This is a genomic window from Micromonospora sp. NPDC004704, from assembly GCF_053601675.1.
Map to the genome: position 1 here is coordinate 132,298 of NZ_JBSGCD010000003.1, position 24,977 is coordinate 157,274.

Sequence of the window (24,977 nt, forward strand, 5' to 3'; positions counted from 1 at the left end):
GTTCGGGCGGAGTGCACGAGGTCCCGACGGACGCACCTGCGCTACGCCCAGGGGGCGGTGGGGTACCAGGGGATGATCTCCCGCCGGTCGAGCAGCCGTACGTCCCAGTAGAGGAAGGTGAAGACCCCGGCCACCAGCAGTGCGACCGCCGTGACCACGGTGATCCGGCGCGGGTTGACGGCGATCCACCGTTGCAACCGCCCGCCGACCACGTACGTGAGGATCAGGAACAGGACCGCCATCACCACGACGTTGCCCAGCGACTGGAGGGTGAAGGCGGCGGCGCCGTACAGGGGGTTGCCGCTCTCGGCCGCGTCCCGGAACATCTGCCGGAACAGCGGGAACGGGCGTCCGATCAGGAAGGCGCCGATCAGCACTCCCATGAACACCATCGGTGCGTTCGGAAAGCGCCGGGCGATCCGGGCGAACGGGTCGCGTACGACTCCGAGAGCCGCCAACCCGAGGTAGGTCATCGCGAGTCCGACCAGCCCGAACACCACCATCGACTGGATGCTGCGCGGTGACAGTTCACCGACCGGATTCGGTGCGGTCGAGAACTGCGGCATGTCGGTGCCGACGAGTCCGACGACAACGCCGTACGGGATGGAGACGGCGAACATGCCGATGGCCAGCCAGCCCAGTGGCTTCAACGTCTGGCCGAGCCGCTGCCACCGGCCCCCGGTACCGCCGAGCAGCGGTGCCACCGCCCCGAACGCGGCGATGTTGCAGGCGGTGAACGTACCGGCCAGCCCGGACACGAAGGCGAACGCGATACCGGCGGCGATGCCGGCGATCGGGGTCTCCTTGGCGTCGTGGCCCAGCAGCGTGTTGGCGACGTTGTCGCCGATGGTCGAGTCGACGAACTCCGCGGACCAGACCACGGTCAGCAGGAAACCGCCGAGCACGCTGAGCAGGATGATGAGCCCTCGTCGACGGGGAAAATACCCATTGACGAGGGTCGAGGTGGGGGCGGAGTCGGGAACTGCGGTGGAGGGGATGTGGACGAGATCCGGATCGCGGGTCTGACTCATGGCGGTCCTCCCGATTCGCAGCCGTGCCCGGGCGACGGCAAACATGCCGACCGAGTATCGAATCGGGATCGTCGCAGCGGCTACTCCGAGAGTGCTCAGATTCGTAGCCGTGAATGGACTCAGGCGACGCAGTCCGGGCAGGTGCCGAAGATCTCCAGGGTGTGGCTGACGTCGGCGTACCCGTGTTTGGCGGCGACCCGGTCCGCCCAGTTCTCCACCGCCGGCCCCTCGATCTCGACCGTACGGCCACAGCCCCGGCAGACCAGGTGGTGGTGGTGCCCGTCGCTGCACCGCCGGTAGAGGTGCTCGCCACCGGCCGGGCGCATCACGTCGATCTCACCGGCGTCGGCGAGCCCCTGCAACGTCCGGTAGACGGTGGTCAGACCGACCCGTTCGCCCCGGTCGCGCAGCATCCCGTGCAGGTCCTGGGCGCTGTGGAAGCCCGCCACCTCGGCCAGCAGGGCGCTCACCGCGCTGCGCTGCCGGGTGTTGCGTACGGCAGCGCCGGTCTCCGCCTCCGCGTCCACCATGATCCCCTCCAGCTCGCCGGCAGGTCGCTCAGCTCGCGGTCAGGCGGGCCGGTGCCGCCTCGCCCGCGTGGCTGACCGCGTCCGCGACGATGTGCGCGATGTGCTCGTCGACCAGGGCGTACGCGATCTCCCGGCCACGGCGTGAGCCGCGCACCACACCCGCCCCGCGCAGCACCCGCAGGTGCTGGGAGACCAGTGGCTGGGCCGCGCCGAGCTTCTCCACCAGCTCGTGCACGCAGCGCTCCCCGTCGGCCAGCTCCGTGACGATCGCGACCCGGATCGGGGCGGACAACGCGCGCAGCAGTTCACCCGCGCTCTCGTACACTTCGTATCCGCTTCCGCTCGTCACCCCGTAACGGTAACCACTATCGTCCCGGTCCGACCAACGGGGCCGCGTGCTCCAGCACCGATTCGGGCGTCTCGACCGGCGGAATGCCCGCCGCGACCGGCACCACCCGCCGACGGACCGCCCGCCAGCCGGCACCACCGGCGGCGATCAGCAGGAAACCGGCGATCGAGACCACCACGATGGTCGCCCCCGGTGCGGTGTCGGCGGTCCCGGCCAGCCACACCCCGACCGCGGCGGCGACCAGGCCGAGCGTCATCGCCGCCGTCATGGTGCTCCGGAAACCCCTGGTGAACTGCTGGGCGGTGGCGACCGGGATCACCATCAGGGCGCTGATCAGCAGCAGCCCGACGGTCCGCATGGCGATCGTCACGGTCACCGCCGTGGTCGCGGCGAGCAGGAGGTTCAGGGCGCGTACCGGGACCCCGGACACCCGGGCGTACTCCTCGTCGTGTGAGATCGCGAACAGCACCGGACGCAGGCCGATCATGGTGACCAGCACCACGGCCGCGACCACCACGATCACCACCAGATCGCGGGGCGCCGTCGTGGTCAGCGCGCCGAACAGGTACGACATCAGGTTCGCGTTGCTCCGGTTGTCGGAGAGACCGACCAGCATCACCCCACCGGCGATCCCGCCGTAGAACAGCAGCGCGAGCGCCAGGTCCCCGGAGGTCCGGCCCCGTTCCCGTACCAGCTCGATGGCGACCGCCCCGACCGCCGAGACGATCACGGCGGTGAGCACCGGGGAGGTGTTCAGGAGCAGGCCCACCCCGACCCCGGTGAGGGCGACGTGCCCGACCCCGTCACCGATCAGCGACATCCGGCGCTGCACCAGGTAGATGCCGAGCGCCGGGGCGGCCAGCCCGATGACCAGTGCCCCGGCCAGCGCGCGGAGCATGAATTCGTACTGGAAGAGGCTCATTTGATGCACAACCCCGGTAGTTCCTCCGGACCGTGCGGGTGGACGTGGTCGTGCCCGGCACCGGCGTGATGACCCGCCGGCTCCGGCACCGCGCCGTTGTGCACGATCTCTCCCTGTCCGACGACCACCGCCCGGCTGATCAGCGGTGCGAGGGGGCCGAGTTCGTGGGCGACGAGCAGCACCGTCCCGCCGTCGTCGACGAAGTTACGCAGCGCACCGGCGAACGCCTCCTGGCTGGCGGCGTCGACACCGGCGGTCGGCTCGTCCAGGATCAGCAGCTCCGGCTGCCCGGCCAGGGCGCGGGCGATCAGGGTCCGCTGCTGCTGGCCGCCGGAGAGGGTGGCGACCGGGTCGTCGGCCCGGTCGGCGAGGCCGACCGCGCGCAGGGCGCTGGCCACCGCCGTACGGTCGGCCGCGCCGGGCGGGCGCAGGAATCCGCGCCGGGCCAGCCGGCCGGACCCGACCACCTCGGCCACCGTCGCCGGTACGCCGCCGCCCGCCCCGAGCCGCTGCGGTACGTATCCGAGTCGGGCCCACTGCCGGAACCGCCGCAGCGGGGTGCCGAACAGCTCGACCGACCCCCGGCTCAGCGGGACCAGCCCGAGTACGGCCCGGATCAGGGTCGACTTGCCGGACCCGTTGGCGCCGAGTACGGCGACCACCTCACCGGCGGTCACCTCCAGCGAGACGCCGCGCAGGATGGGGCGTTCGTCGTACGCGACGATGGCCCGGTCGACGGTGATCACCGTCCGGGACTGCCCGCGCTGTTCCCCGTTCACCCGTTGATGCTCGCTCATGGGCAGTTCAGGGCGGTCTTGAGGGCGCCGAGGTTGGTACGCATCACCGAAAGGTAGTCCGCGTTCCCGCCCGCCGGCAGTCCCTCGATTGGATCAAGGACGGCGGTCTTCGCCCCGACCTCCCGGGCGATGGTCTCGGCGACCTTCGGGCTGACCAGGGTCTCGAAGAAGATCGTGGTGGCGCCGTGTTCCCTGGCCTCGTCGGCGACCTCGGCCAGCCGCTTCGGCGACGGCTCGTCCTCCGGGGTGACCCCGGAGATGCCGACCTGTTCGAGCTGGTAGCGGGCGGCGAGGTAGCCGAAGGCGGTGTGCGCGGTCACGAGTTCCCGGCGCTGGCAGGTGCGCAGGCCCTGGGTGTACTCCTGGTCCAGCGCGGTCAGCTCCGTACGCAGCGCCTGTGCCCGCGCGGTGTAGTCGGCGGCCCGGTCCGGGTCGGTTGTGGCGAGCCGTTCGGCGAGCCGGTCGGCGATGGTGGCGAGCCGGGTCGGGTCGAGCCAGACGTGCGGGTCCTTGACCTCGGACCGCCCACCGGCGCCGCCGCCCTCCTCGTGCTCGTGGCCACCCTCGGCGGCGTCGCGCAGCGGCTCCACCCCGGCGACGTCGAAGGCACGGTCGCCCCCGACCTGCTCCACCGCGTCGTCGACGGCCGGCTGGAAGCCCTTCAGGAAGACGATCACGTCCGCCTCGCTGACCTGGCCGACCTGGCCCGGGTTCAGCTCCAGGTCGTGCGGTTCGGCACCCGGCTTGGCCAGGTTGGTGACCCGTACGGCGTCTCCGCCGACCCGCTCGGCGACGTACTGGAGGGGGTAGAAGGCGGCGACGACCTCGACCCGGCCCCCGGCATCGCCCCCGACGGCGTCCTGCCCGCAGGCGGCGAGGCCGCCCAGCAGGAGCAGGGCGCCGGCCGCGGCGGCCAGGGTACGCGGAGCCGAGCGGATCACCATGTCACCCACTGTCCGCGCAGGCGACAATGATTGTCAAAAACGCATGAGTGCATGTAAGGAAGGCAACTACAGGATCTTCACCAGGGCGATCGCCACCAGCAGGGTCAACATCACCAGGCGGATGGTCCGGGTGACCGGCGCCTGCACCGGCCAGGTGACCCGCATCAGGGCGGCCAGGCCGGCGGCGAGCGCCAGCAGCACCGCCCCGCCGACGATCCCCGGTGCGAAGAGTCCCACCAGCGCCACGGCGACCGTGGCGAGGAACACGGCGGTCGGGTTCACCCGGGCGAGACGGGCCAGCAAGACGCTCTGCGTACGCTGCATGGCACAGACTCTACGAGGAGGCACCGGGTGCTGGTGACGAACCGGTTCGTGGTCGACGAGGACAACGCCGAGTCCTTCACGGAACGGGCCCATGCCGCGCTGGCGGCGCTGGCCGCCCGACCCGGCTACCAGCGCGGGCAGCTCGTCCGCGCGCTGGAGGACCCCCGGCAGTGGTCGCTGGTCACCGAGTGGGAGTCGGTGGGCACCTACCGGCGGGCGCTCGGCGCGTTCGACGTCAAGATCTACGCCACCCCGCTGCTCGCCGAGTCGCTGGACGAGCCGTCGGCGTTCGAGGCCCTCGCCACCGCCGAACCGGGCGGCCAGGTCGAGGTCGCCGTCAGTGACCGGGCCACCGACCCGAGCCGGTGAGGTCGGGGTCGGGGTCGATGGGTTCACGGTCGGCACCGATGCGGTTGCGGTCGGAGCCGACGATGCCGAGGGCACTACCCTTGCGTCCATGACCTTTCCGGGGCCGGCCGGCCCGCCGATGCCGTACCCGGTGACACCCGGACCGGAGGGTGCGCCGGCCGCGTACCCGGCGCCGGTCGGACCGGGGCCGTACGGCGTGCCCGCACCGCCGCCGGGGCCGGGCGTGACGCCCCCGTTCGCCGCCCCGCCGACCGAGGGTCGGACCATGCGGATGTGGATCGGGCTCGGGGTCGCCGGCCTCGCCGTCCTGCTCTGCTGCGGTGGCGGGGTGGCGGCCGTGGTCGGCCTGACCGTCGCCGGCACCGAGGCGATCAACGAGCAGGCCCGCGCGGTTGCCGGTGACTACTTCGAGGCGGTCAGCAACGAGGAGTACAACAAGGCGTACGACTTCCTCTGTGACGCCGCCCAGCGCCGGGAGTCGCCCCGGGAGTTCGAGGAGCGGGTCTCCGAGGAGCCGGAGATCGACTCCTTCCGGATCGGCGAGGTGACGGTGGTCAGCGACCTGATCGTCCCGGTCGGGGTGACGTACGCCGGTGGTGGACGCGACGACCTGCAGGTGCGGTTGGCGCAGGACGGCCGGACCGGTGCGCTGGAGATCTGCGGCATCACCTGACGGGGCAGCATCACCTGACGGGGCGGCCGGCACCGGCCAGTGGGGGAGTCGGCGGTGGTGCCGGCCGGCGGAGTAACCTGCTGGGCTTGGACCTCCGGCGACGTCTGCCGGGTTCCGCCCTGCCCGTCCCGTCCCCGAACACGTCCCCGCCGACCGCCAGTCGGCGTAGGAGGAGAACCAATGCCGGCCGACCGTATCGATGCCGTGGTCAGTCTCGCCAAGCGTCGAGGCTTCGTCTTCCCCTCCAGCGAGATCTACGGAGGCACCCGGTCGGCCTGGGACTACGGCCCGCTCGGCGTCGAGCTGAAGGAGAACGTCCGCCGCCAGTGGTGGCGCAACATGGTGCAGCAGCGTGACGACGTGGTCGGTCTCGACTCGGCCGTCATCCTCGCCCGGGACGTCTGGGCCGCCTCCGGGCACCTGGAGGCGTTCGTCGACCCGCTGACCGAGTGCCAGTCCTGCCACAAGCGGTACCGGGCGGACCACCTGGAGGAGGCGTTCGAGGCCCGCAACGGCCGTCCGCCGGCCTCGCTGGCCGAGCTGAACTGCGCGAACTGCGGCAACAAGGGCACCTTCACCGAGCCCCGGATGTTCAACGGGCTGATGAAGACCTACCTCGGCCCGGTGGAGAGCGACGAGGGCCTGCACTACCTGCGGCCGGAGACGGCGCAGGGGATCTTCGTCAACTTCGCCAACGTGATGACCTCGGCGCGCAAGAAGCCGCCGTTCGGCATCGCCCAGGTCGGCAAGTCGTTCCGCAACGAGATCACGCCGGGCAACTTCATCTTCCGTACGCGCGAGTTCGAGCAGATGGAGATGGAGTTCTTCGTCGAGCCGGGCTCGGACGAGCAGTGGCACGAATACTGGCTGCGCGAGCGCTGGAACTGGTACCTCGACCTCGGGCTCAGCGAGTCGAACCTGCGGATGTTCGAGCACCCGCAGGAGAAGCTCTCGCACTACTCGAAGCGCACCGTGGACATCGAGTACAAGTTCATGTTCGGCGGGACCGAGTTTTCCGAACTGGAGGGCATCGCCAACCGGACCGACTTCGACCTCACCACGCACAGCAAGCACTCCGGGGTCGACCTCTCCTACTTCGACCAGGAGAAGGGCGAGCGCTGGATGCCGTACGTGATCGAGCCGGCCGCCGGCCTGACCCGCGCGGTGCTGGCGTTCCTGCTGGAGGCGTACGACGAGGACGAGGCGCCGAACACCAAGGGCGGGGTGGACAAGCGGACCGTGCTGCGGTTCGACCCCCGGCTGTCCCCGGTCAAGGTCGCCGTCCTGCCGCTGTCGCGCAACCCGGAGCTGTCCCCGAAGGCCCGCGACCTCAGTACGGCGCTGCGCAAGCGCTGGGTGGTCGAGTTCGACGACTCGCAGGCGATCGGTCGGCGTTACCGCCGCCAGGACGAGATCGGCACCCCGTTCTGCGTCACGGTCGACTTCGACACCCTGAACGACAACGCGGTCACCGTACGGAACCGGGACACCATGCTCCAGGAGCGCGTCTCCCTCGACCAGGTGGAGAACTACCTGATCGAGCGCCTCCCCGGCTGCTGACCCGCCGGTTCGGGTAGCTGCCGGGCCAGCTCGGCCTCCGGGCCGGTCAGGCGTCGGGCCAGACCAGCCACATGAGCAGGCCCGCCACCAGGATCACGGCCAGGCCGGTGAGGCTGAACGCCCGGGCCATGCTCCGGGAGTCGGCCATCGCGGTGATCCGGCGGTGGTGCACCTGCTCCCCGGTGTCGGTGGTGAGGACCGTCACCGGTCCGCGCCGGGACGCGGCGAGCACGGTGTAGCCGCCGTCGGTCCGGGCGCTGCCGACCGCGTAGACCAGCCGGCCGGCGGGCACGACCAGTTCGGTCAGCACCAGGGTCTCGTGCTTCCTGGTGCCGACGAACGTGTCCCGGGGCACGATCGCCGGTACCAGGTTCTCGTCGTCGCGGCGGTAGCGCCGGACCGTCGTGGTGGTGATCGGCGGGTCCCCGTCGGTCGACTGCCGGCGCAGCAGTCGAGGGTCGAGGAGCAGTTGCCCGGTGTGGTCCTGGAGGGCGGGTGGGCCGGGTGCCTCCTGCGCCCAGAGGTGGTCGACGCTCGTCGCGCTGTCGTCGTACCGGCGGGACGGGTCGCGGACCAGGTCGACGGCGTACCAGGCGCAGGTGGTCCCGGTCACCGGGGAGACCACCAGCCCGGCCGGTCCGGCGGTGACCATGCCGGCGGCGGCCAGACGCTGCCGGCCGGGACGCCAGTCCGCGAACGGCACCAGCGGGGTCCGTTCCAGGATCCGCCGCTGGCGGGCCTCGCCCCAGCGGAGCAGGACGGCGATCCCGCTGACGACGAGCAGGCAGAGTCCCAGGCCGAACAGGAGCGCGGCGAAGGTAAACACGGCGATCAATATATGCCAGGTTGGCAAGCAGGGGTCGTTACCGGCCGTGCGGTCCGAGGTGGGATGCTCGGAGGATGACGTCGACCGCCGCCCCGGCCGTGCCGGGATCGCTGGCCCTCGGCGGGCACCAGGTGTGGCCACCGGTGGTGCTCGCGCCGATGGCCGGCATCACCAATGTCGCCTTTCGTCAGCTCTGCCGGGAACAGGGCGGCGGGCTGTACGTCTGCGAGATGGTCACCACCCGGGCGCTGGTGGAGCGGAACCCGCGCACCATGCGCATGATCGCCTTCGGCGGTGACGAGCGCCCACGCAGCCTCCAGCTCTACGGCGTGGACCCGGAGACCACCGCGGCGGCCGTCCGGATGGTGGTCGAGGAGGACCTGGCCGACCACATCGACCTCAACTTCGGCTGCCCGGTGCCGAAGGTCACCCGCAAGGGCGGCGGCGCGGCGTTGCCGTGGCGGCGCCGGCTCTTCGCCCGGCTGGTCCGGGCCGCGGTCGAGGCGGCGGCACCGGCCGGGGTGCCGGTCACGGTGAAGATGCGCAAGGGCATCGACGACAACCACCTGACGTACGTCGAGGCCGGTCTCGCCGCACAGGAGGCCGGGGTGGCGGCGGTGGCGCTGCACGCGCGTACGGCCGAACAGCGCTACTCGGGCAGCGCGGACTGGGACGCGATCGCCACCCTGAAGCAGGCGCTGGACGTACCGGTGTTGGGTAACGGCGACATCTGGGAGGCGGACGACGCGCTCCGGATGGTGGCCTTGACCGGGGTGGACGGGGTGGTGGTCGGCCGGGGCTGCCTGGGCCGGCCGTGGCTCTTCGCCGACCTGGCGGCGGCGTTCGAGGGGCGGTCCGAGCGGCGGCTGCCCGACCTCGGTCAGGTGGCCGCGACGATGCGCCGGCACGCCGAGTTGCTGGCTGAGTGGTTGGGCAGCGAGCGGGACGGTTGCACCGACTTCCGCAAGCACGTGGCCTGGTACCTCAAGGGCTTCCCGGTCGGCGGTGAACTGCGCCGGGCAATGGCGATGATCAACAGCCTGGCCGAACTGGACGACCTGCTCGGCAAGCTCGACCCGGCCGAGCCGTTCCCGATCGGCACCCTCGGCCAGCCGCGCGGCCGGACCAACGCGCCCGGCAAGGTCCACCTCCCCGACGGCTGGCTAACCGACCGCGACAGCGACCTAGTCCCAGCCGACGCCGAGATGGACAACTCCGGCGGCTGACGGGCCTGACCCCGCCCCCGTCCCTCCCCAACCCACGCGACGATCTTGCAGTTGTGGTGCCTGAATTGGGGGGCTAGGTCAGGTTTGTGAGCAGCCACAAGTGCAAGATCGGCGGCTTTACGCCGTGCGTGGGGTGGGGGTGGGGGTGGGGACGGGGGGCCAGGGGATTTCGGGGGAGGGGTGGAAGGTGATTCCGGCTCGGGTCCAGCGGGGGGAGTGGGTGGCCAGGCGGAGGCGGAAGCCGTCCCAGTCGCGGGTGGTCGCGGGTGACCAGGCTAGTTCGGCTACTGCTACCAGGCGGGGGTACGTCATGAACTCGATCTCGGCGACCGTACGGATGGTTTCCGTCCACAGTGGTGCTTCGACGCCGAGTACGGACTCCGCCGGCACCCCGTCGAGGTAGGTCCCCGGATCCCAGTCGTACGCGGTTCGTACGTCGATCAGCCCGGCCCAGTCCTGCCCGAGCGTGGTCGCGGCGGTGTACTTCATGTCCAGGTAGGTGCGGTTGCCCGGCGACATGATCACCCGTGCGCCCTGGCGTACCGCCGAGGCCACGTTCTCGTCGCTGGTGGTGGTGCCCCAGTACTGGAGCACCCGGCCCGGTACGTGCTCGGCCGGCGCGAGCTGGTGCCAGCCGACCACCGTCTTGCTCTTGGCGGCGACGATCCGCTGCACCCGGTTCATCACGGTGCCGTAATCGGCCGCGTCGAGCTTGAACGCCTCGTCGCCCCCGATGTGCAGGTACGGGCCTGGGGTGAGGGCGGCCAGCTCGCCGAGTACGTCGTCGACGAAGTCGTACGTCCGCTCGCTCGCCACGGCCACCGAGCTGAACCCGACCTCGGTGCCGGTGTACGGCGCCGGTGCGACCCCATCCGGCGCGAGTTCTCCGTACGCGCTGAGCGCGGCGTTGGTGTGGCCGGGCAGGTCGATCTCGGGTACGACGGTGATCCGGCGGGCGGCGGCGTACTCGACGATGGTCCGGTAGTCGGCCTGGGTGTAGTAGCCGCCGGTCCCGCCGCCGACCTCGGTGGCGCCGCCGATCTCGGCCAGCCGGGGCCAGGAGGCGATGGCGATCCGCCACCCCTGGTCGTCGGTGAGGTGCAGGTGCAGGTGGTTGAGCTTGTAGCGGGCGAGCTGGTCGACGAAGCGGAGCACGTCGGGCACCTCGAAGAAGTGCCGGGAGACGTCGAGCATCGCGCCCCGGTAGGCGAACCGGGGTGCGTCGACGATCTGCCCGCTGGGTACCTCCCACGGGCCGGGCGCGACGGTGGTGCTCTCGATCTCCGCCGGCAGCAACTGCCGCAGGGTCTGTACGCCGTAGAAGAGGCCGGTCGCGGTCGCCGCCCGGATCACGACACCCTCGGCGGTCACGTCGAGCCGGTACCCGCCGTCCGGTTCCGTGGCCGGTGCCGGTTCGGTGTCCGCTTCGAGGAGCAGGGTGACGGTGTCGGCCGGGGGAGTGTCGTCGGCGGCGAGCGGGGTGACCGGTAGCGGGTGGCCGGTGGCCGGGCGGAGCAGGTCGGCGAGGTGCTCCCCGACGGCGAGCGCGGCCGGGTCGTCGCTGGTCCGGATCGTCGTCCCGGCGGTGAGCAGGTAACGCACCCCTGGGGTGGGCCGTGCGCTCACCGGAGCGGGGATCACCTCGGTCAGCCGACTCCCGACGCCGTCGAGCGCCGGGGCGCCGGTGCGGGGGCGGGGTACGGGCGGGTGCGTGCGGGACTGCTCCAGGGGTGCACTGCTCATCGTCAGTCAGCTTCCTCGCGGCCAGACCGGGGGTGGACGCCGTACGGGTGTGCCCACCAAGGTTAGCGCTGCTCGGATGCGTGCTCGTGCGCGTGGAAACGCTCCCATAAACCGGTGCGAACACGGACAGGGACGACGCCTGTGCCTATTGTCACCCAATGCTGACGGGTCGCCTTAGGCTGGCTTAACCTTCGCGGACCAATGGCCATTGGTTCTCCCCGGTACGGACTTCCTCCGTCGGGGTAACAGACCAACTAAACCTTCGTTCAGCGTCGTACGTGGGAGGCTTCTGGTGGCATCGAGCGAAACCGCAGCGAGGGACAGCGCACCGAGAGACAGCGCACCGAGCGAAAGGCGCAAGTTCGTCTACAACTTCGCCGAGGGCAACATGGATCTCAAGGATCTGCTCGGCGGCAAGGGCGCCAACCTGGCCGAGATGACCAACCTCGGCCTGCCGGTGCCACCCGGATTCACCATCACCACCGAGGCCTGCCAGGCGTACCTGGCCACCGGAACCGCACCCGGCGAACTCGCCGAGCAGATCACCGCGCACCTGACCGCACTGGAGCGGGCGATGGGCAAGCGGCTCGGCGACCCGGCGGACCCGCTGCTGGTGTCGGTCCGGTCCGGGGCGAAGTTCTCCATGCCGGGGATGATGGAGACCGTCCTCAACGTCGGGCTCAACGACAACAGCGTGGCCGGGCTCGCCATCCAGTCCGGTGGCAACGACCGGTTCGCCTGGGACTCGTACCGGCGCCTGATCCAGATGTTCGGCAAGACCGTCTGCGAGGTGCCGGGCGAGGAGTTCGAACACGCCCTGGACGAGGCCAAGCGGGCCAGGGACACCACGAACGACCTCGATCTCGACGCGGCCGACCTGCGGGCGCTGGTCGACACGTACAAGACGATCTTCCGTAAGCACACCGGGCGGGACTTTCCGCAGACCCCGCGCGAGCAGCTCGATCTGGCCATCTTCGCCGTCTTCGGCTCGTGGAACGCCGACCGGGCGGTGCTCTACCGACGGCAGGAGCGGATCCCGACCGACCTCGGCACCGCGGTCAACGTGGTCGCGATGGTCTTCGGCAACCTCGGCCCCGACTCCGGCACCGGGGTCGCGTTCACCCGCGACCCGGCCAGCGGAGCCCAGGGGATCTACGGCGACTACCTGGCCAACGCCCAGGGCGAGGACGTGGTCGCCGGCATCCGCAGCACCGTCCCGCTGCAACAACTCGAAAAGCTCGACCCCCGGTCGTACGGGGAACTGCTCGGCATCATGGCCCGGCTGGAGGAGCACTACCGGGACCTGTGCGACATCGAGTTCACCATCGAGCGCGGCAAGCTCTGGATGCTCCAGACCCGGGTGGGCAAGCGGACCGCGGCGGCGGCGTTCGTGATCGCCGGGCAGCTCGTCGACGAGGGACTGATCGACCTGGACGAGGCGCTGCACCGGGTCAACGGCGCCCAGCTCGCCCAGCTCATGTTCCCGAGGTTCCGGCTGGAGCACGACATCGCCCCGCTGGCCGACGGTATCGGGGCCTCACCGGGTGCGGCGGTCGGGAAGGTGGTCTTCGACGCCGCCCGCGCGGTGGAGCTTGCCGGCGAGGGTGAGTCGGTCATCCTGGTCCGCCGGGAGACCAGCCCGGACGACCTGCCCGGCATGATCGCCGCCCAGGGCATCCTCACCTCGCGCGGTGGCAAGACCAGCCACGCCGCGGTGGTCGCCCGGGGGATGGGCAAGACCTGCGTCTGCGGCGCCGACGCCCTGGAGGTGAACGTACGCGAGAAGCGGTTCACCGCGCACGGGCAGGTGGTGAAGGAGGGCGACGTCGTCTCGATCGACGGCACCACCGGTCGGGTCTACCTCGGCGAGGTGCCGGTCTCGCCGTCCGAGGTGGTGCGCTACTTCGAGGGCAGCCTCGAGCCGGCCGAGTCGGACGATCCGCTGGTGCAGGCCGTACACCGGATCATGACCCACGCCGACCAGCGGCGGGTCCTGCGGGTACGGACGAACGCCGACACCGGGGAGGACGCGGCTCGGGCCCGGCGGTTCGGGGCCGAGGGGATCGGCCTGTGCCGGACCGAGCACATGTTCCTCGGTGACCGGCGGGAGCTGGTCGAGCGGCTGATCCTGGCCCGGACCGAGACCGAACGGCAGGAGGCGCTGGCCGCGCTGCTGCCGCTGCAACGGGCCGACTTCGTGGAGATCTTCCGCGAGATGGACGGGCAGCCGGTGACCGTACGCCTGATCGACCCGCCGCTGCACGAGTTCCTGCCCCCGCTGGAGGAGTTGGCGGTGAACGTGGCGGTCGCCCAGGAACGTGGTCAGGACGTGGCCAAGCAGGAGGCGCTCCTGTCGGCGGTACGCCGGATGCACGAGCAGAACCCGATGCTCGGGCTGCGTGGTGTCCGTCTCGGCCTGGTCATCCCCGGCCTGTTCGCGATGCAGGTACGGGCGATCGTGGAGGCCGCGGTGGCGTGCGCCCGCGAGGGACTGGTGGCCGAGCCGGAGATCATGGTCCCGCTGGTCGGCGCGGTCCAGGAACTGGAGACCGTACGCGCCGAGGCCGAAAAGATCATCACCGAGGTGGTCGGGGACAGCGGGGTGAAGGTGCTGGTCGGCACCATGATCGAGGTGCCCCGAGCGGCGCTGACCGCCGGACAGATCGCCGAGGCGGCCGAGTTCTTCTCCTTCGGCACCAACGACCTGACCCAGATGGGCTGGGGCTTTTCCCGCGACGACGTCGAGGGGGCCTTCTTCTGGCGTTACCTGGAGCTGGGCATCTTCGGCATCTCCCCGTTCGAGTCGATCGACCGGGACGGGGTGGGTCGGCTGGTCCGGATCGCCACCGAGGAGGGCAGGGCCGCCCGCCCCGGACTCAAAATCGGCGTCTGCGGTGAGCACGGGGGCGATCCGGAGTCGGTGCACTTCTTCCACGAGGTCGGGCTGGACTACGTCTCCTGCTCGCCGTTCCGGGTCCCGGTCGCCCGGCTGGAGGCGGGTCGGGCCGCGATCGAGACCGCCGGTTCGGACAGCCGCTGAGTCACCGTCCACCGGGGACTGCGCGTCAGTGCAGCCCCGGTGGGCGCAGTCCGCCCGTCTCGGCCCAGAGGTCGGCGGGCAGGGTGGCCATCGGTGTGCGTACGGCGAGCGGGGCGGTGGGGTCGGGGCTCGGGCCGTTGGCCATCGCCGCCGCGTGCCGCAGGGAGTCGACCATCGTGCCGAGCCGCTGTGCGGTCGCCCGTGCCTCGGGGTGGATCCGTTCCACGTTGCTGTCCGGATAGGTCACCAGGGTCAGCAGCCCGTACGCACCGGCCGGGTAGGTGATGACGCAGCCACCGGCGCTGCGTACGACCGACTCGTGCAGGGCGCCGTGACCGGCCGACTGGGCGAAGCGGTGCCCGATGCCGAGGGTCGCGGCGGAGAGTGCGGCGAGGTGGTGCGGGTCACCGGCGGTCAGGTCGTACGCGACCATGAGTCCGTCCACTCCGCCGAGCACCGCGCCCGACAGATCGGGTAGCCGGCGGCGCAGCCGGTACAGCTCGGCCCGGATGGCGGCGTCAGCATCCACGGGAAAGTCTCCTTTAACTGTCCTGCTGAGGGTTCCGGACGGCCGGCATGTCCGGGCGATATCGGTGGCGCGGGTGGGCAGCACCTGGGCGTGCCCCGTCGGGTCGACGCCGGTCGGCAACGCGGATGGTCGCGGGTGGGACAGTGGACCGGTCGGCCGCACTGGGCCCGGGGCCGGTGTCGCCGCCGGCTGGTGACCTTCTGTTTACGGCACGCTACACCTGGCCATTGGTCGATGTCATCCCGTGACGGTCGGCAATTGGACAGCAACTCTGGACTGATCGGTGGTTGCGGCTGATCACCAATCGACTGCGTTCAGTGCGGTCCGCTCGGCGGTGCGCCGACCCGAACGGGCGGGCGTAACCTGGGCGTCACCCAAGTTTCGTCGCCTGATCACAACGGAGGTCGCTGCCATGGGCAGTCTCTGGGAGAACCTGGTGGTCGACGCCCAGGACCCGGCGCGGCTCGCGCGCTGGTGGGCCGAGGCACTCGGCTACCGGATCACCTACGAGAAGCCCGACGAGGTGGAGATCCGGCGGTCCACCGACGAACTTCCCGGCCTCATCTTCGTGCCCGTACCCGAGGGCAAGACGACGAAGAACCGGCTCCACATCGACCTGCGCCCGACCGATCAGGAGGCAGAGGTGGAGCGCCTGGTCAACATGGGTGCCCGGCACGTCGACGTCGGGCAGCGGCGGACCGACCGGTGGACCGTGCTGGCCGATCCGGAGGGGAACGAGTTCTGCGTGCTGCAGGCGCCGTCGACCGCGCCGTGAACGGGTGACAGGGTGAACGGGTGAACCACGACGGCGACGCCGAGCGCCTGGTCGCCGAGGCACCCAAGGACACCGGGCACGGGCGCGGGCCGTACCAGCGCGACCGGGCCCGGGTGCTGCACTCGGCCGCCTTCCGCCGGTTGGCGGCCAAGACCCAGGTGCACACCGCGGGCACCGACGACTTCCTGCGTACCCGGCTGACCCACTCGCTGGAGGTGGCGCAGATCGGCCGGGAGATGGGCCAGCGCCTCGGCGCCGACCCGGACGTGGTCGACGTTGCCGGGTTGGCGCACGACCTCGGGCACCCGCCGTTCGGCCACCACGGCGAGGCGGTGCTCGACGGACTGTCCCAGTCCTGCGGCGGCTTCGAGGGCAACGCGCAGACGCTGCGCGTACTGTCCCGGTTGGAGGCCAAGGTGCTGCGGCCCGACGGCGCCTCCGCCGGCCTCAACCTGACCCGCGCCTCGCTCGACGCGGCCGGGAAGTACCCCTGGCCGCGCCGGCCCGGCCAGCGCAAGTTCGGTGTGTACGCCGACGACGCCGAGGTCTTCGCCTGGCTGCGTCGGGGTGCCCCGGAGCAGGCGGTCTGCCTGGAGGCGCAGGTGATGGACTGGGCCGACGACGTGGCCTACTCGGTGCACGACGTGGAGGACGGCGTCTACCGGGGCTACCTGCGGCTGCCGGACCTGCTCGACGACGTGCAGGAGCGGGCCGCCCTCTGCGCCGACGTGGCCGCCAACTACTCCGGGGAGTCCGCCGAGGACCTCGGCGTGGTGCTGGTCGAGTTGCTCGCCGACCCGGTGCTGGCACCGCTGGCCGGTTACGACGGCAGCCACCGGGCCCAGGTCGCGCTGAAGCAGACGACCAGCGCCCTGACCGGACGGTTCGTCTCCACCGCGGTCGACGCCACCCGGGCCGCGTACGGACCCGGCCCGTTGCGCCGGTACGCCGCCGACCTCGTGGTCCCCCGTCCGGTCAGGGCCCAGTGCGCGCTGCTCAAGGGCATGGCGCTGCGGTACGTGATGCGCCGACCCGGCGCCGACCGGTGGTACGCCCGCCAGCGTGAGGTGATCACCGAACTGGTGCACGCCCTGACCCTGCGCGCGCCGGACGCGCTCGACCCGGTCTTCGCTCCACTGTGGCGGGCCGCCGGCACCGACGCGGCGCGGCTGCGCGTGGTGATCGACCAGGTCGCCTCGCTGACCGATCCGGCGGCGATCGCCTGGCACCACCGCCTCGCCGCCGGCTGACCCGGCCCCTCCCGCGAGGGGTGATCCGAACCCACTCCGGCGTGGTTGACTCGGTGGCATGCTGCCCTGGGACCACGAGCTGGCCGGCCGGCTCGACCGTCACGTCATCTCCTCCGAACTGCTGCGCGGCAACCCGCTCGGTGACCCGCACGAGCGGCCGATCTGGGTGTACGTGCCACCGGGTTACGACGACGACCCGCAGGTGCGTTACCCCACCGTGTACGTGATCCAGGGCTACACCGGGCACCTGTCGATGTGGGCGAACCGGACGCCGTACCGGCAGCCGTTCGTCGAGACCGCCGACCAGGTGTTCGCCTCCGGCGAGGCACCCGGCTGCGTGGTGGTGTACGTCGATGCCTGGACCACGTACGGCGGTTCGCAGTTCGTCGACTCGCCCGGCACCGGGGCGTACCACTCGTACCTCTGTGACGAGGTGGTGCCGTGGGTGGACGCGCGGTACCGGACCATCGACGACCGGGAGTCGCGGGCCATCTCGGGCAAGTCGTCCGGCGGCTTCGGTGCGCTGATCACGCCGATGCTCCGGCCGGACCTGTTCGGGGCGCTGGCGAGCCACGCCGGTGACACCCTCTACGAGTTGTGTTACCTGCCGGAGTTCGGTCAGGCGGTCCGCTACCTGCGCGAGTACGACCAGGACATCTTCCGGTGGTGGGAGGACTTCCGGTCCCGGCCCTCGTTCACCAAGCCGGGTGACCAGACGCTGCTGATGGTCCTCGGCTGCACGGCGTGCTTCTCCGCCGGCCCGGACGGCACGCCGGAACTGCCGTTCGACCCGCGTACGGGGGTGTTGCGGCCGGAGGTGTGGCAGCGCTGGCTGGACTGGGATCCGGTCCGGATGGTCGAGCGCTACCGGGACGCGGTCGGTTCGCTGCGGGCGGTCTGGCTCGACGCCGGCACCCGAGACGAGTGGTTCCTCGACCTCGGCACCGAGGCGTTCCGGGCCGAGTTGACCCGGATCGGGGTGCCGGACGACCGGGTGCGGTTCGAACTCTTCGAGGCGGGTCACGGGGGGATCGACTACCGCTATCCGCTGGCCCTGTCCTGGCTGGCCCACCGCCTGGCCCGCTGAGCCGGGCCGTCCGGTCGGGAGGCGTCGGGCGTGATGTGCGCCTCGGTCGGGAATCCGTCCGGCGCCCCCCAGGAAGTTAGGCTAACCTAACCTCATGACGGACCGTAAAGCGCGTGCCCAGGTCACCAACGCTACCGTGAGCCGCACCGAGCAACTCACCCCGCACATGATCCGGGTCGTGCTCGGCGGTCCGGAGCTGGCCGGACTCGACATCGGCCGGTGCACCGACCACTACGTCAAGCTGCTCTTTCTCCGGCCGGACGTCGACTATCCGGTGCCGTTCGACCTGGAGGCGGTCCGCCGCGACCTGCCGGCGGACCAGTGGCCGAGGCTGCGGGCGTATACCGTCCGGGCCTACGACCCGGTGGCGCTGGAGCTGACCATCGACTTCGTCTACCACGGCGACGAGGGGTTGGCCGGACCGTGGGCGGTCGGCGCCCGCCCCGGCGACCCGGTCATGTTCGTCGGCCCCGGCGGCGGCTACGCCCCGGACCCGGACGCCGACTGGCACCTCCTGGTCGGTGACGAGAGCGCCCTGCCGGCCATCGCCGCCACCCTGGAGCGGCTGCCGCTGGACGCCACCGTCCGGGTCTTCCTGGAGGTCGCCGGCCCCGAGGAGGAACAGAAGCTGACCGTTGAGTCGCCCGCCGACATCGTCTGGCTGCACCGGGGCGCCGGGACCGTCGGCGAGGCCCTGGTCGCCGCCGTCCGGGAGGCGGAACTTCCCCCGGGTACGCCGCACGCCTTCGTCCACGGCGAGGCCGCTTTCGTCAAGGAACTGCGGCACCTGCTCCGGGTCGAGCGCGGCCTGAGCCGGGACCGGCTCTCCATCTCCGGCTACTGGCGCCTCGGCGCCGACGACGAGGGCTGGCGCGCGGTCAAGCCCGAGTGGAACCGCCGGATCGAGGAGCAGGAAGCCCTCGAACTCGCCTGACCGGCGCCGTCCCGTGGCCGGCGCCGTCCTGCCCGACCGGCTGCCGGGTCAGGTGGTGGCGGCGCGGGCGTTGCCGAGGTGGGCGATGTGCCGGCTGACCACGATGGCGTAGGCGACCAGGACGACGGCGAGCAGGCAGAGCAGGGTGAACGGGTCGGTCACCACGGTCGTGATGACAACGATCGGGGCGATGCCGCACACTCCGATGATCGCCCGGCGGTGCGGTAGGTAGCCCAGCGACACCCACTGCAGGCAGAGCCCGCAGAGCATCCAGACGATCAGGGCCACCGCCAGCAGTAGCCGCAGGCGGTCCGGTGCCGCGTCGGCGTGCACGCTGATCTGCCCGACGACCTCCCCGAGTCCCCAGCCGAGCAGCAGCAGCGCGGCACCGAGGAAGGAGTGCACGTACGAGTAGGCCAGTCCCGCGCTCAGCCGGGGCAGGGCCAGCCCGGTGGTGACGAAGGTGGTGTAGACCCACCACACCGCCGCCGGGATGACCAGCGCGACGGCGGCGGCGATGACCACGTCGACCTCGGGCCGGGGGGCGATCGCGTCCCGCAGGTCGGTCAGGGTGGTGCCGAGCAGGATGATGGTGAACTGGCCAATCCGTTCGGGTAGGTGCGAGGTGTCCACCGGGATCCGGGTCACCCGGGACCGGCCCAGCCACGGGGTGAGGAACTCGATCATGAGCGCGATCGCCCACAGCAGCGGTCGGATGCGCTCGGGTACCGCCAGCGAGACGACCCAGACCAGTACGCCGGCACCGAAGCCGATCAGGTACACGGTGGTGAGCCGGTGGGCGAGCGGGGTGCTGTTGCGTACGCGCAGGTAGAGCACGATCAGCATGACCCGTACGACGATGTAGCCGATCGGGAGCAGCAGGGTGTGCGGGGCGCTGGCGGCGCCGACCGCCATCGCCCCGGCGCCGACCATGCCGACGAGTACGGCGAGCCGGTGGATGAGATCGTCTGGGTCGAACCGGGTGTCGTAGAACGCCTGCCCGATCCAGGCCAGCCAGACCACCGCGAAGAGGCCGAGGGTGGCGGCGAGGTCGCCGAGGTGCGGGGTCGGCACGTCCAGCCGGTTCTGCACCGTGGCCAGGGCGAGCACGAAGACCAGGTCGAAGAAGAGTTCCAACCAGGTGGCGTGCCGTTCGTCCTGGTCGAGGGGGAGTTCGGACTCACGCAGCCCGAGCCGCACCCACCCGATGCCACGTCGGCGAATGTTGGCCGGATTCCACCAGCTCACCGCGTCTGCGCCCGGTCAGATCCGGCGGGCGTACGAGCCGGTTTCGATCTCGTCGAGCAGGGACGGTCCGATCGGCTTCCAGCCGAGTTCGCGGGCCTTGGCGCCGCTGGCCTGCTGGTCCAGGCAGAACGCCTCGGCGATCGGGCCGAGCCGACTGCGGCTGTCCTCCGGGGGTTCGGGGGCGATCCGGCCGCCGAGCCCTCGGGACCGGCTGGCGGCGGTGGCGATCTCGCGCATGGTCGGGTTCTGGCCGCTGGCCACGATGTAGTACGACCCGGCGGGGGCCCGCATCAGGGCGGCGGAGTAGAAGGTGGCCACGTCGTCGATGTAGATGCTGGTCCAGTGCTGGTCGCCGGTGCCGGGGAAGAGCAGGGCCGGTTCGGGGTCCGAGGTCTGCGGCCCGTCGACGATCATCCGTACCAGCCCGGAGCCGTGCCCGTAGACGACGGCGGGGGAGATGATGATGTTGCGGATGCCCCTGGCGGCCCGCATCCGTTCGATGATCTTCGGCCGCCAGGCGGTGAGTGCCGGCGGGTCGAGGGGCGCGTTCTCATCGGCCACCCCGTGGGTGTTGCCGTGGACCCAGATCCCGGAGCTGTGGATGTACGGCTTTCCGCTGCCCTCGATCCCGGCCAGGACCCCGGTCACCACGGCGTTGTCCAGCGCGTCGGTGATCTGCCCGCCCGGTGTGACCACGTGGATCACGCCGTCGGCCTCGCGTGCGGCCTGGCTGAGCAGGTCGCTGTCGGTGACGTCGCCGCTGAGCGCGGTGGCTCCGGTGGCGGTGATGGTGGCGACCGCGTCGTCGCTGCGGGCGATCGCGGTGACCTCGTGTCCGTCGAGCAGCAGACCGGGCAGTACGGCGGAACCGATGTATCCGGTCGCGCCGGTGAGCAGAATGCGCATGGTAGTGACGATGCCATGGCATTGATCCGGTTATGGGCGGTCCGAGTGATTCGGCCTTCCGGCCCCGAGGTGGCGGCCGGGGAGCGTCGGCGGTGCCACCCGGAGCGGGTCGGATCGGTGCGGCAGGGCAGGATGTACGCCGGAGGGGGTGGCGCATGGCGGGGCGGATCAGGGACGAGGACATCACGCTGGTCCGTGAGCGCACCTCGATCGCCGACGTGATCTCCGAGACGGTCACCCTGAAGTCGGCCGGCGGCGGCAACCTCAAGGGGTTGTGCCCGTTCCACGACGAGAAGACCCCCTCGTTCACCGTCTCACCCGCGCGGAACGTCTACTTCTGCCACGGCTGCGGCGCCGGTGGCGACGCGATCAAGTTCCTGATGGACGCCGAGCACCTGTCGTTCCTGGAGTCGGTCGAGCGGCTCGCCGGCCGGGCCGGCATCCAGTTGCGGTACATGGAGGCCGGGCCGGCGCCCGTACGCCAGCAGCAGGGCCAGAAGCAGCGGCTGGTCGCCGCGCACGCCGCCGCGGTCGAGTTCTACGCCGGTCAGCTCGGCGCCGCCGGGGCCCGTCCGGCCCGTGAGTTCCTGGCCCAGCGCGGTTTCGACCGGGCCGCAGCCGAACGCTACGGCTGCGGGTTCGCCCCCGACGGCTGGGACCTGCTCACCAAGCACCTGCGGCAGCGGGGTTTCAGCCCGCAGGAGCTGATCACCGCCGGGCTGGCCCGGGAGGCCCGGTCCGGTTCGCTGATCGACCGGTTCCGGCGCCGGCTGCTCTGGCCGATCAGGGAGCTGACCGGGGACGTGATCGGCTTCGGTGCGCGCAAGCTGTTCGACGACGACGACGGCCCGAAGTACCTGAACACCCCCGAGACGCCGATCTACAAGAAGTCGCACGTGCTCTACGGCATCGACCAGGCCAAGCGGGAGATCGCCAAGCAGGGGCGGGCGGTGATCGTTGAGGGCTACACCGACGTGATGGCCTGTCACCTGGCGGGCGTACCGACGGCGGTGGCGACCTGCGGGACGGCCTTCGGCGCGGACCACATCGGCGTACTGCGGCGGCTGTTGCTGGACACCGACGCGGTGGCCGGCGAGATCATCTTCACCTTCGACGGGGACGCCGCCGGGCAGAAGGCGGCGCTGCGGGCGTTCGAGGACGACCAGCGGTTCGTCGGGCGTACCTTCATCGCGGTCAGCCCGGACAGCATGGACCCGTGCGACCTGCGCCTGGCAAAGGGCGACATGGCCGTACGCGACCTGATCGCCCGCCGGGAGCCGCTGGTCGACTTCGCCCTGCGGCACGTGCTCAACCGGTTCGACCTGGACACCGTCGACGGTCGGGTGGAGGCGATGCGGCAGGCCGCCCCGCTGGTCGCCAAGCTCAAGGACCGGGAGAAGCGCCCGGAGTACGTCCGCAAGCTCGCCGGTGACCTCGGGATGGAGATCGAGCCGGTGCAGCGGGCCGTGCTCAACGCGGCGTCCGCGCCCACCAAGCCCACCCCCGGCGGTACGGCGACCGCCCCGTCCCGCCCCGCAGCCCCCGCCCCTCCGGCGGTGGACAACCCGCAGGTGATGGTGGAGCGGGAGGCGCTGAAGCTGGCGTTGCAGGAGCCGGTGCTGGCCGGTCCGATGTTCGACGCGCTCGGCCCGGAGGTCTACCTGCACCCGATGCACCACGGGGTCCGCGAGGCGATCACGGAGGCCGGCGGCGCGGCGAGCGCGGCCAGCGGCGCGGTCTGGATCGAACGGGTACGCGACGCCTGCACCGATCTCGGCGGACGCGCCCTGGTCGGCGAGTTGGCGGTGGAGCCGCTGCGGATCGACGGTGACCCGGATCCTCGGTACGTGTCGATCACCATGGCCCGGCTGGAGTGGGGGGCGGTCACCACCCGGATCCGGGACCTGAAGTCGAAGGTGCAGCGGATCAATCCGGTGGCCAACAAGGACGAGTACTTCGCGCTCTTCGGTGAGCTGCTCTCGTTGGAGCAGCACGCGCGGGCGTTGCGCGAGCAGGCTGCGGGAGGTTTCTGAGTGGGACTGTTCAACCGGAAGCCGAAGCTGGCGGCGGACCGTCGTCCACCGCTGGAGCGGGACGAGCGGATGCTCTCCTGGGCGGAGACGGCCAACGGCGACGGGGTCGTGGTGGTCAGCAACCGGGGGCTCTGGCTGCCCGGTCGGGCGCACCGCCTGGGCTGGCACGACATCAACAAGGCGGTCTGGTCCGGGCGCGAACTCGCGATCACCCCGGCCGAGGTGGTGGCGGAGCGGGACGGCGGTTACCTGGTGGTGTCCGACCTGCCGGTGGAGACGTACCTGCTGTTGGAACCGGGCGACGTGCCGCACCAGGTGCGCGCGCGGGTGACCAGCTCGGTCTCGTACACCGCGCACTACAAGCTGCCGGCGGGCGGTGCGGTACGGGTGGTGGCCCGGCGGGTCAGCGGGGTCGACGGCCTGCGGTGGACGGTCCGCTACGACCCCGGTACGCCGATTGACGACGAGGCCGTGGTGGAGCAGACCGGCTCCCTGGTGGCGGCGGCCCGCGACACCGGCGACCCGGGTGCACTGCCGGACTGACCGACCGCGCCGCGACCGCGCCGGACTGACCGACCGAGCCGGAACAGTCGTCGTGCCCGAGCGGACCGCCGGCCGGGGAAGGGACTCCCCGGCCGACGGATCCTGCGGTGATGGAGCGGTGAATCAGAAGCGGGTCGCCTTGATGGCGTTGACGCTGCGCTCGGTGGCGCCCCAGACGCCGCCCTGCTCGACCGGGGTCGAGCCGGCGTTGTCCTGCTCCCAGATGTAGTGGTGGTCGTCGAGGGACTTCAGGCTCTTGAAGAAGTCCTCGAACGGCACGTACCCGCCCGGTACGCCGAACTCGGTCATCGAGAGGCTGGTGCCCTCGGCGTTGAGCAGACCGTCCTTGACGTGGAACAGCGGGAAGCGCTCCTGCTGCTTCGCGATCGTCTTGATCGGGTCGAGGTTCTTGCGCCGGGTGGCGCCGAACTCGTCCAGGTAGGTCTTGAACCGCACCTGGGCCTGGTACGCCCAGTAGATGTCCATTTCGAAGTAGACCAGCTCGGGGTCGGTCAGGCCGAAGAAGTACTCCAAGCCGCGCTGACCGGTGGAGCGGGTCGGCCTGCCGTTGGCGTCCAGCGGGCCGGTGTCGAGCAGGAAGTTGTACTCCCCGTCGTGGTTGTGCTGGTAGAACTTCAGCCCGCGCGCCTTGGCGGCCCCGCCGACGGCGTTGTACGCGTCGGCCGCGGCCCGCCAGTCGGACTTGTACCGGCTGCCGGTCGGCGCGTTCGCGGTGCCGACGAACTTCATGCCGAGCATCTGCGCGATGTCGAGCTGCCGGGTCAGGTCGGTCTGGAACGAGCCGAAGCCGACGTGCGAGCCGACGGCCTTGAGACCGTTGTCGTCGAGCAGCTTCCGGATCGCCAGGATGTCGGCGTCGGTCGGGTTGGTCCCGTACCCGGCGAACTCGATCTCCTTGAAGCCGAGCTGGGCGAGCTTCGGCAGCTTGTCGGCGAACGGAGCCGGGTCGCTGCGGATCGAGTAGAGCTGGATGCCGATCTTGCCGACGGGCAGCCGGTGACCCTGGCTGTCGCGTACGGCGCCGCCGTCGGCGGCCTGGGCCATCCCGCTGAACGGGCCGGCGACGGTGATCGCGCTGGCCGCGGCGCAGGCGGACAGCCCGAGGAACCCGCGACGACTCCAGGCGGGGTTGGTGGTGTCTGGTGAGGCCATGTGTTGGCTTCCCTTTCAGCTCTCGGTGGGCAGGTGTGGTGCTGGCGTGCGCCGATTCGCCGAAGTGCGGAGCCGACCCGGGGCTCTGTGCCACCAGAGCCGAGGGCTCTGCGCCAACAGAGCCGGGGGGGAGACCCTGCGCCAACAGGGTCGGGATTCCGGACG

Annotated in this window: 24 protein-coding genes; 11 read left to right on the plus strand and 13 right to left on the minus strand. The window is 71.1% G+C overall.

What is annotated here, in order from left to right:
- Nucleotides 1-41: 41 nt before the first annotated feature.
- The 7 genes from ACWEFB_RS04880 to ACWEFB_RS04910 form a co-directional block, all read right to left on the minus strand.
- Entirely contained in the window at nt 42-1,031 is a 990-nt protein-coding gene (locus tag ACWEFB_RS04880; RefSeq protein WP_326556323.1) for a hypothetical protein, read from the minus strand.
- Between the two features lie 119 nt (nt 1,032-1,150).
- Nucleotides 1,151-1,561, minus strand: coding sequence for a Fur family transcriptional regulator (locus tag ACWEFB_RS04885; RefSeq protein WP_452282304.1), 411 nt, complete (start codon nt 1,559-1,561; stop codon nt 1,151-1,153).
- 28 nt (nt 1,562-1,589) lie between these two features.
- A complete protein-coding gene (locus tag ACWEFB_RS04890; protein ID WP_326556325.1) occupies nt 1,590-1,910 on the minus strand; it encodes an ArsR/SmtB family transcription factor in 321 nt (106 codons plus the stop codon).
- Nucleotides 1,911-1,926: 16 nt separating this feature from the next.
- The gene (locus ACWEFB_RS04895) at nt 1,927-2,832 is read right to left on the minus strand and encodes a metal ABC transporter permease (RefSeq protein WP_326556326.1); all 906 of its coding nucleotides are present in this window, start codon (nt 2,830-2,832) and stop codon (nt 1,927-1,929) included.
- On the minus strand, nt 2,829-3,611 hold the full coding sequence (locus ACWEFB_RS04900) for a metal ABC transporter ATP-binding protein (RefSeq protein WP_452282307.1): 783 nt from the start codon (nt 3,609-3,611) through the stop codon (nt 2,829-2,831). Before ACWEFB_RS04900 ends, ACWEFB_RS04895 begins: the two co-directional genes overlap by 4 nt.
- A 14-nt stretch (nt 3,612-3,625) precedes the next feature.
- Nucleotides 3,626-4,573, minus strand: coding sequence for a metal ABC transporter substrate-binding protein (locus tag ACWEFB_RS04905; protein WP_452282309.1), 948 nt, complete (start codon nt 4,571-4,573; stop codon nt 3,626-3,628).
- A gap of 66 nt (nt 4,574-4,639) precedes the next feature.
- Nucleotides 4,640-4,897: a DUF6703 family protein gene (locus tag ACWEFB_RS04910; protein ID WP_452282311.1), complete on the minus strand. Its 258-nt coding sequence runs from the start codon at nt 4,895-4,897 to the stop codon at nt 4,640-4,642.
- A 27-nt stretch (nt 4,898-4,924) separates the two neighbouring features.
- Between ACWEFB_RS04910 and ACWEFB_RS04915 the strand changes: the two genes are divergently transcribed.
- The 3 genes from ACWEFB_RS04915 to ACWEFB_RS04925 all read left to right on the plus strand — a co-directional run bounded on the left by ACWEFB_RS04915 (nt 4,925) and on the right by ACWEFB_RS04925 (nt 7,499).
- A complete protein-coding gene (locus ACWEFB_RS04915) occupies nt 4,925-5,266 on the plus strand; it encodes an antibiotic biosynthesis monooxygenase family protein (protein WP_326556330.1) in 342 nt (113 codons plus the stop codon).
- Nucleotides 5,267-5,462: 196 nt separating this feature from the next.
- On the plus strand, nt 5,463-5,939 hold the full coding sequence (locus ACWEFB_RS04920) for a hypothetical protein (RefSeq protein ID WP_452282778.1): 477 nt from the start codon (nt 5,463-5,465) through the stop codon (nt 5,937-5,939).
- A 180-nt stretch (nt 5,940-6,119) separates the two neighbouring features.
- Nucleotides 6,120-7,499, plus strand: a complete 1,380-nt coding sequence (locus tag ACWEFB_RS04925) for a glycine--tRNA ligase (protein ID WP_326556331.1) — start codon at nt 6,120-6,122, stop codon at nt 7,497-7,499.
- A 46-nt stretch (nt 7,500-7,545) separates the two neighbouring features.
- Here the strand turns inward: ACWEFB_RS04925 and ACWEFB_RS04930 are convergent, their stop codons facing one another.
- On the minus strand, nt 7,546-8,325 hold the full coding sequence (locus ACWEFB_RS04930; protein WP_452282314.1) for a hypothetical protein: 780 nt from the start codon (nt 8,323-8,325) through the stop codon (nt 7,546-7,548).
- A 74-nt stretch (nt 8,326-8,399) separates the two neighbouring features.
- Between ACWEFB_RS04930 and dusB the strand changes: the two genes are divergently transcribed.
- Nucleotides 8,400-9,551, plus strand: a complete 1,152-nt coding sequence (gene dusB / locus ACWEFB_RS04935; protein WP_452282316.1) for a tRNA dihydrouridine synthase DusB — start codon at nt 8,400-8,402, stop codon at nt 9,549-9,551.
- A 117-nt stretch (nt 9,552-9,668) separates the two neighbouring features.
- Here the strand turns inward: dusB and ACWEFB_RS04940 are convergent, their stop codons facing one another.
- Complete coding sequence (locus ACWEFB_RS04940; RefSeq protein ID WP_452282318.1) at nt 9,669-11,294, minus strand: beta-N-acetylhexosaminidase; 1,626 nt, start codon at nt 11,292-11,294, stop codon at nt 9,669-9,671.
- 292 nt (nt 11,295-11,586) lie between these two features.
- On the opposite strand from ACWEFB_RS04940, the gene ppdK reads away from it, so the two are divergent.
- Nucleotides 11,587-14,334: a pyruvate, phosphate dikinase gene (ppdK, locus tag ACWEFB_RS04945; protein WP_452282320.1), complete on the plus strand. Its 2,748-nt coding sequence runs from the start codon at nt 11,587-11,589 to the stop codon at nt 14,332-14,334.
- A 25-nt stretch (nt 14,335-14,359) separates the two neighbouring features.
- On the opposite strand, the gene ACWEFB_RS04950 is transcribed toward ppdK, so the two are convergent.
- Nucleotides 14,360-14,863: a roadblock/LC7 domain-containing protein gene (locus ACWEFB_RS04950; RefSeq protein WP_326556336.1), complete on the minus strand. Its 504-nt coding sequence runs from the start codon at nt 14,861-14,863 to the stop codon at nt 14,360-14,362.
- A gap of 412 nt (nt 14,864-15,275) precedes the next feature.
- On the opposite strand from ACWEFB_RS04950, the gene ACWEFB_RS04955 reads away from it, so the two are divergent.
- The 4 genes from ACWEFB_RS04955 (at nt 15,276) to ACWEFB_RS04970 (ending at nt 18,909) form a co-directional block, all read left to right on the plus strand.
- Entirely contained in the window at nt 15,276-15,638 is a 363-nt protein-coding gene (locus ACWEFB_RS04955; protein WP_452282322.1) for a VOC family protein, read from the plus strand.
- 20 nt (nt 15,639-15,658) lie between these two features.
- Nucleotides 15,659-16,888 (plus strand): deoxyguanosinetriphosphate triphosphohydrolase, encoded by a 1,230-nt coding sequence (locus ACWEFB_RS04960; protein ID WP_452282324.1) that lies wholly within the window; start codon nt 15,659-15,661, stop codon nt 16,886-16,888.
- Between the two features lie 58 nt (nt 16,889-16,946).
- Nucleotides 16,947-17,975 carry an alpha/beta hydrolase gene (locus ACWEFB_RS04965; protein WP_452282326.1) on the plus strand — a complete coding sequence of 343 codons (1,029 nt, stop codon included), beginning with the start codon at nt 16,947-16,949 and terminating at the stop codon, nt 17,973-17,975.
- A gap of 94 nt (nt 17,976-18,069) precedes the next feature.
- The gene (locus ACWEFB_RS04970) at nt 18,070-18,909 is read left to right on the plus strand and encodes a siderophore-interacting protein (protein ID WP_452282328.1); all 840 of its coding nucleotides are present in this window, start codon (nt 18,070-18,072) and stop codon (nt 18,907-18,909) included.
- 48 nt (nt 18,910-18,957) lie between these two features.
- Here the strand turns inward: ACWEFB_RS04970 and ACWEFB_RS04975 are convergent, their stop codons facing one another.
- Nucleotides 18,958-20,109 (minus strand): low temperature requirement protein A, encoded by a 1,152-nt coding sequence (locus tag ACWEFB_RS04975; RefSeq protein WP_452282330.1) that lies wholly within the window; start codon nt 20,107-20,109, stop codon nt 18,958-18,960.
- A gap of 63 nt (nt 20,110-20,172) precedes the next feature.
- Nucleotides 20,173-21,063, minus strand: coding sequence for an NAD-dependent epimerase/dehydratase family protein (locus tag ACWEFB_RS04980; protein ID WP_452282332.1), 891 nt, complete (start codon nt 21,061-21,063; stop codon nt 20,173-20,175).
- A 155-nt stretch (nt 21,064-21,218) separates the two neighbouring features.
- Between ACWEFB_RS04980 and dnaG the strand changes: the two genes are divergently transcribed.
- Both dnaG and ACWEFB_RS04990 read left to right on the plus strand, forming a co-directional pair.
- Entirely contained in the window at nt 21,219-23,096 is a 1,878-nt protein-coding gene (dnaG, locus tag ACWEFB_RS04985) for a DNA primase (protein WP_452282334.1), read from the plus strand.
- Complete coding sequence (locus ACWEFB_RS04990; protein ID WP_452282336.1) at nt 23,097-23,639, plus strand: hypothetical protein; 543 nt, start codon at nt 23,097-23,099, stop codon at nt 23,637-23,639.
- 123 nt (nt 23,640-23,762) lie between these two features.
- Here ACWEFB_RS04990 and ACWEFB_RS04995 read toward each other — a convergent pair whose 3' ends face one another.
- On the minus strand, nt 23,763-24,812 hold the full coding sequence (locus ACWEFB_RS04995; protein ID WP_452282338.1) for a sugar phosphate isomerase/epimerase family protein: 1,050 nt from the start codon (nt 24,810-24,812) through the stop codon (nt 23,763-23,765).
- Nucleotides 24,813-24,977 lie beyond the last annotated feature (165 nt).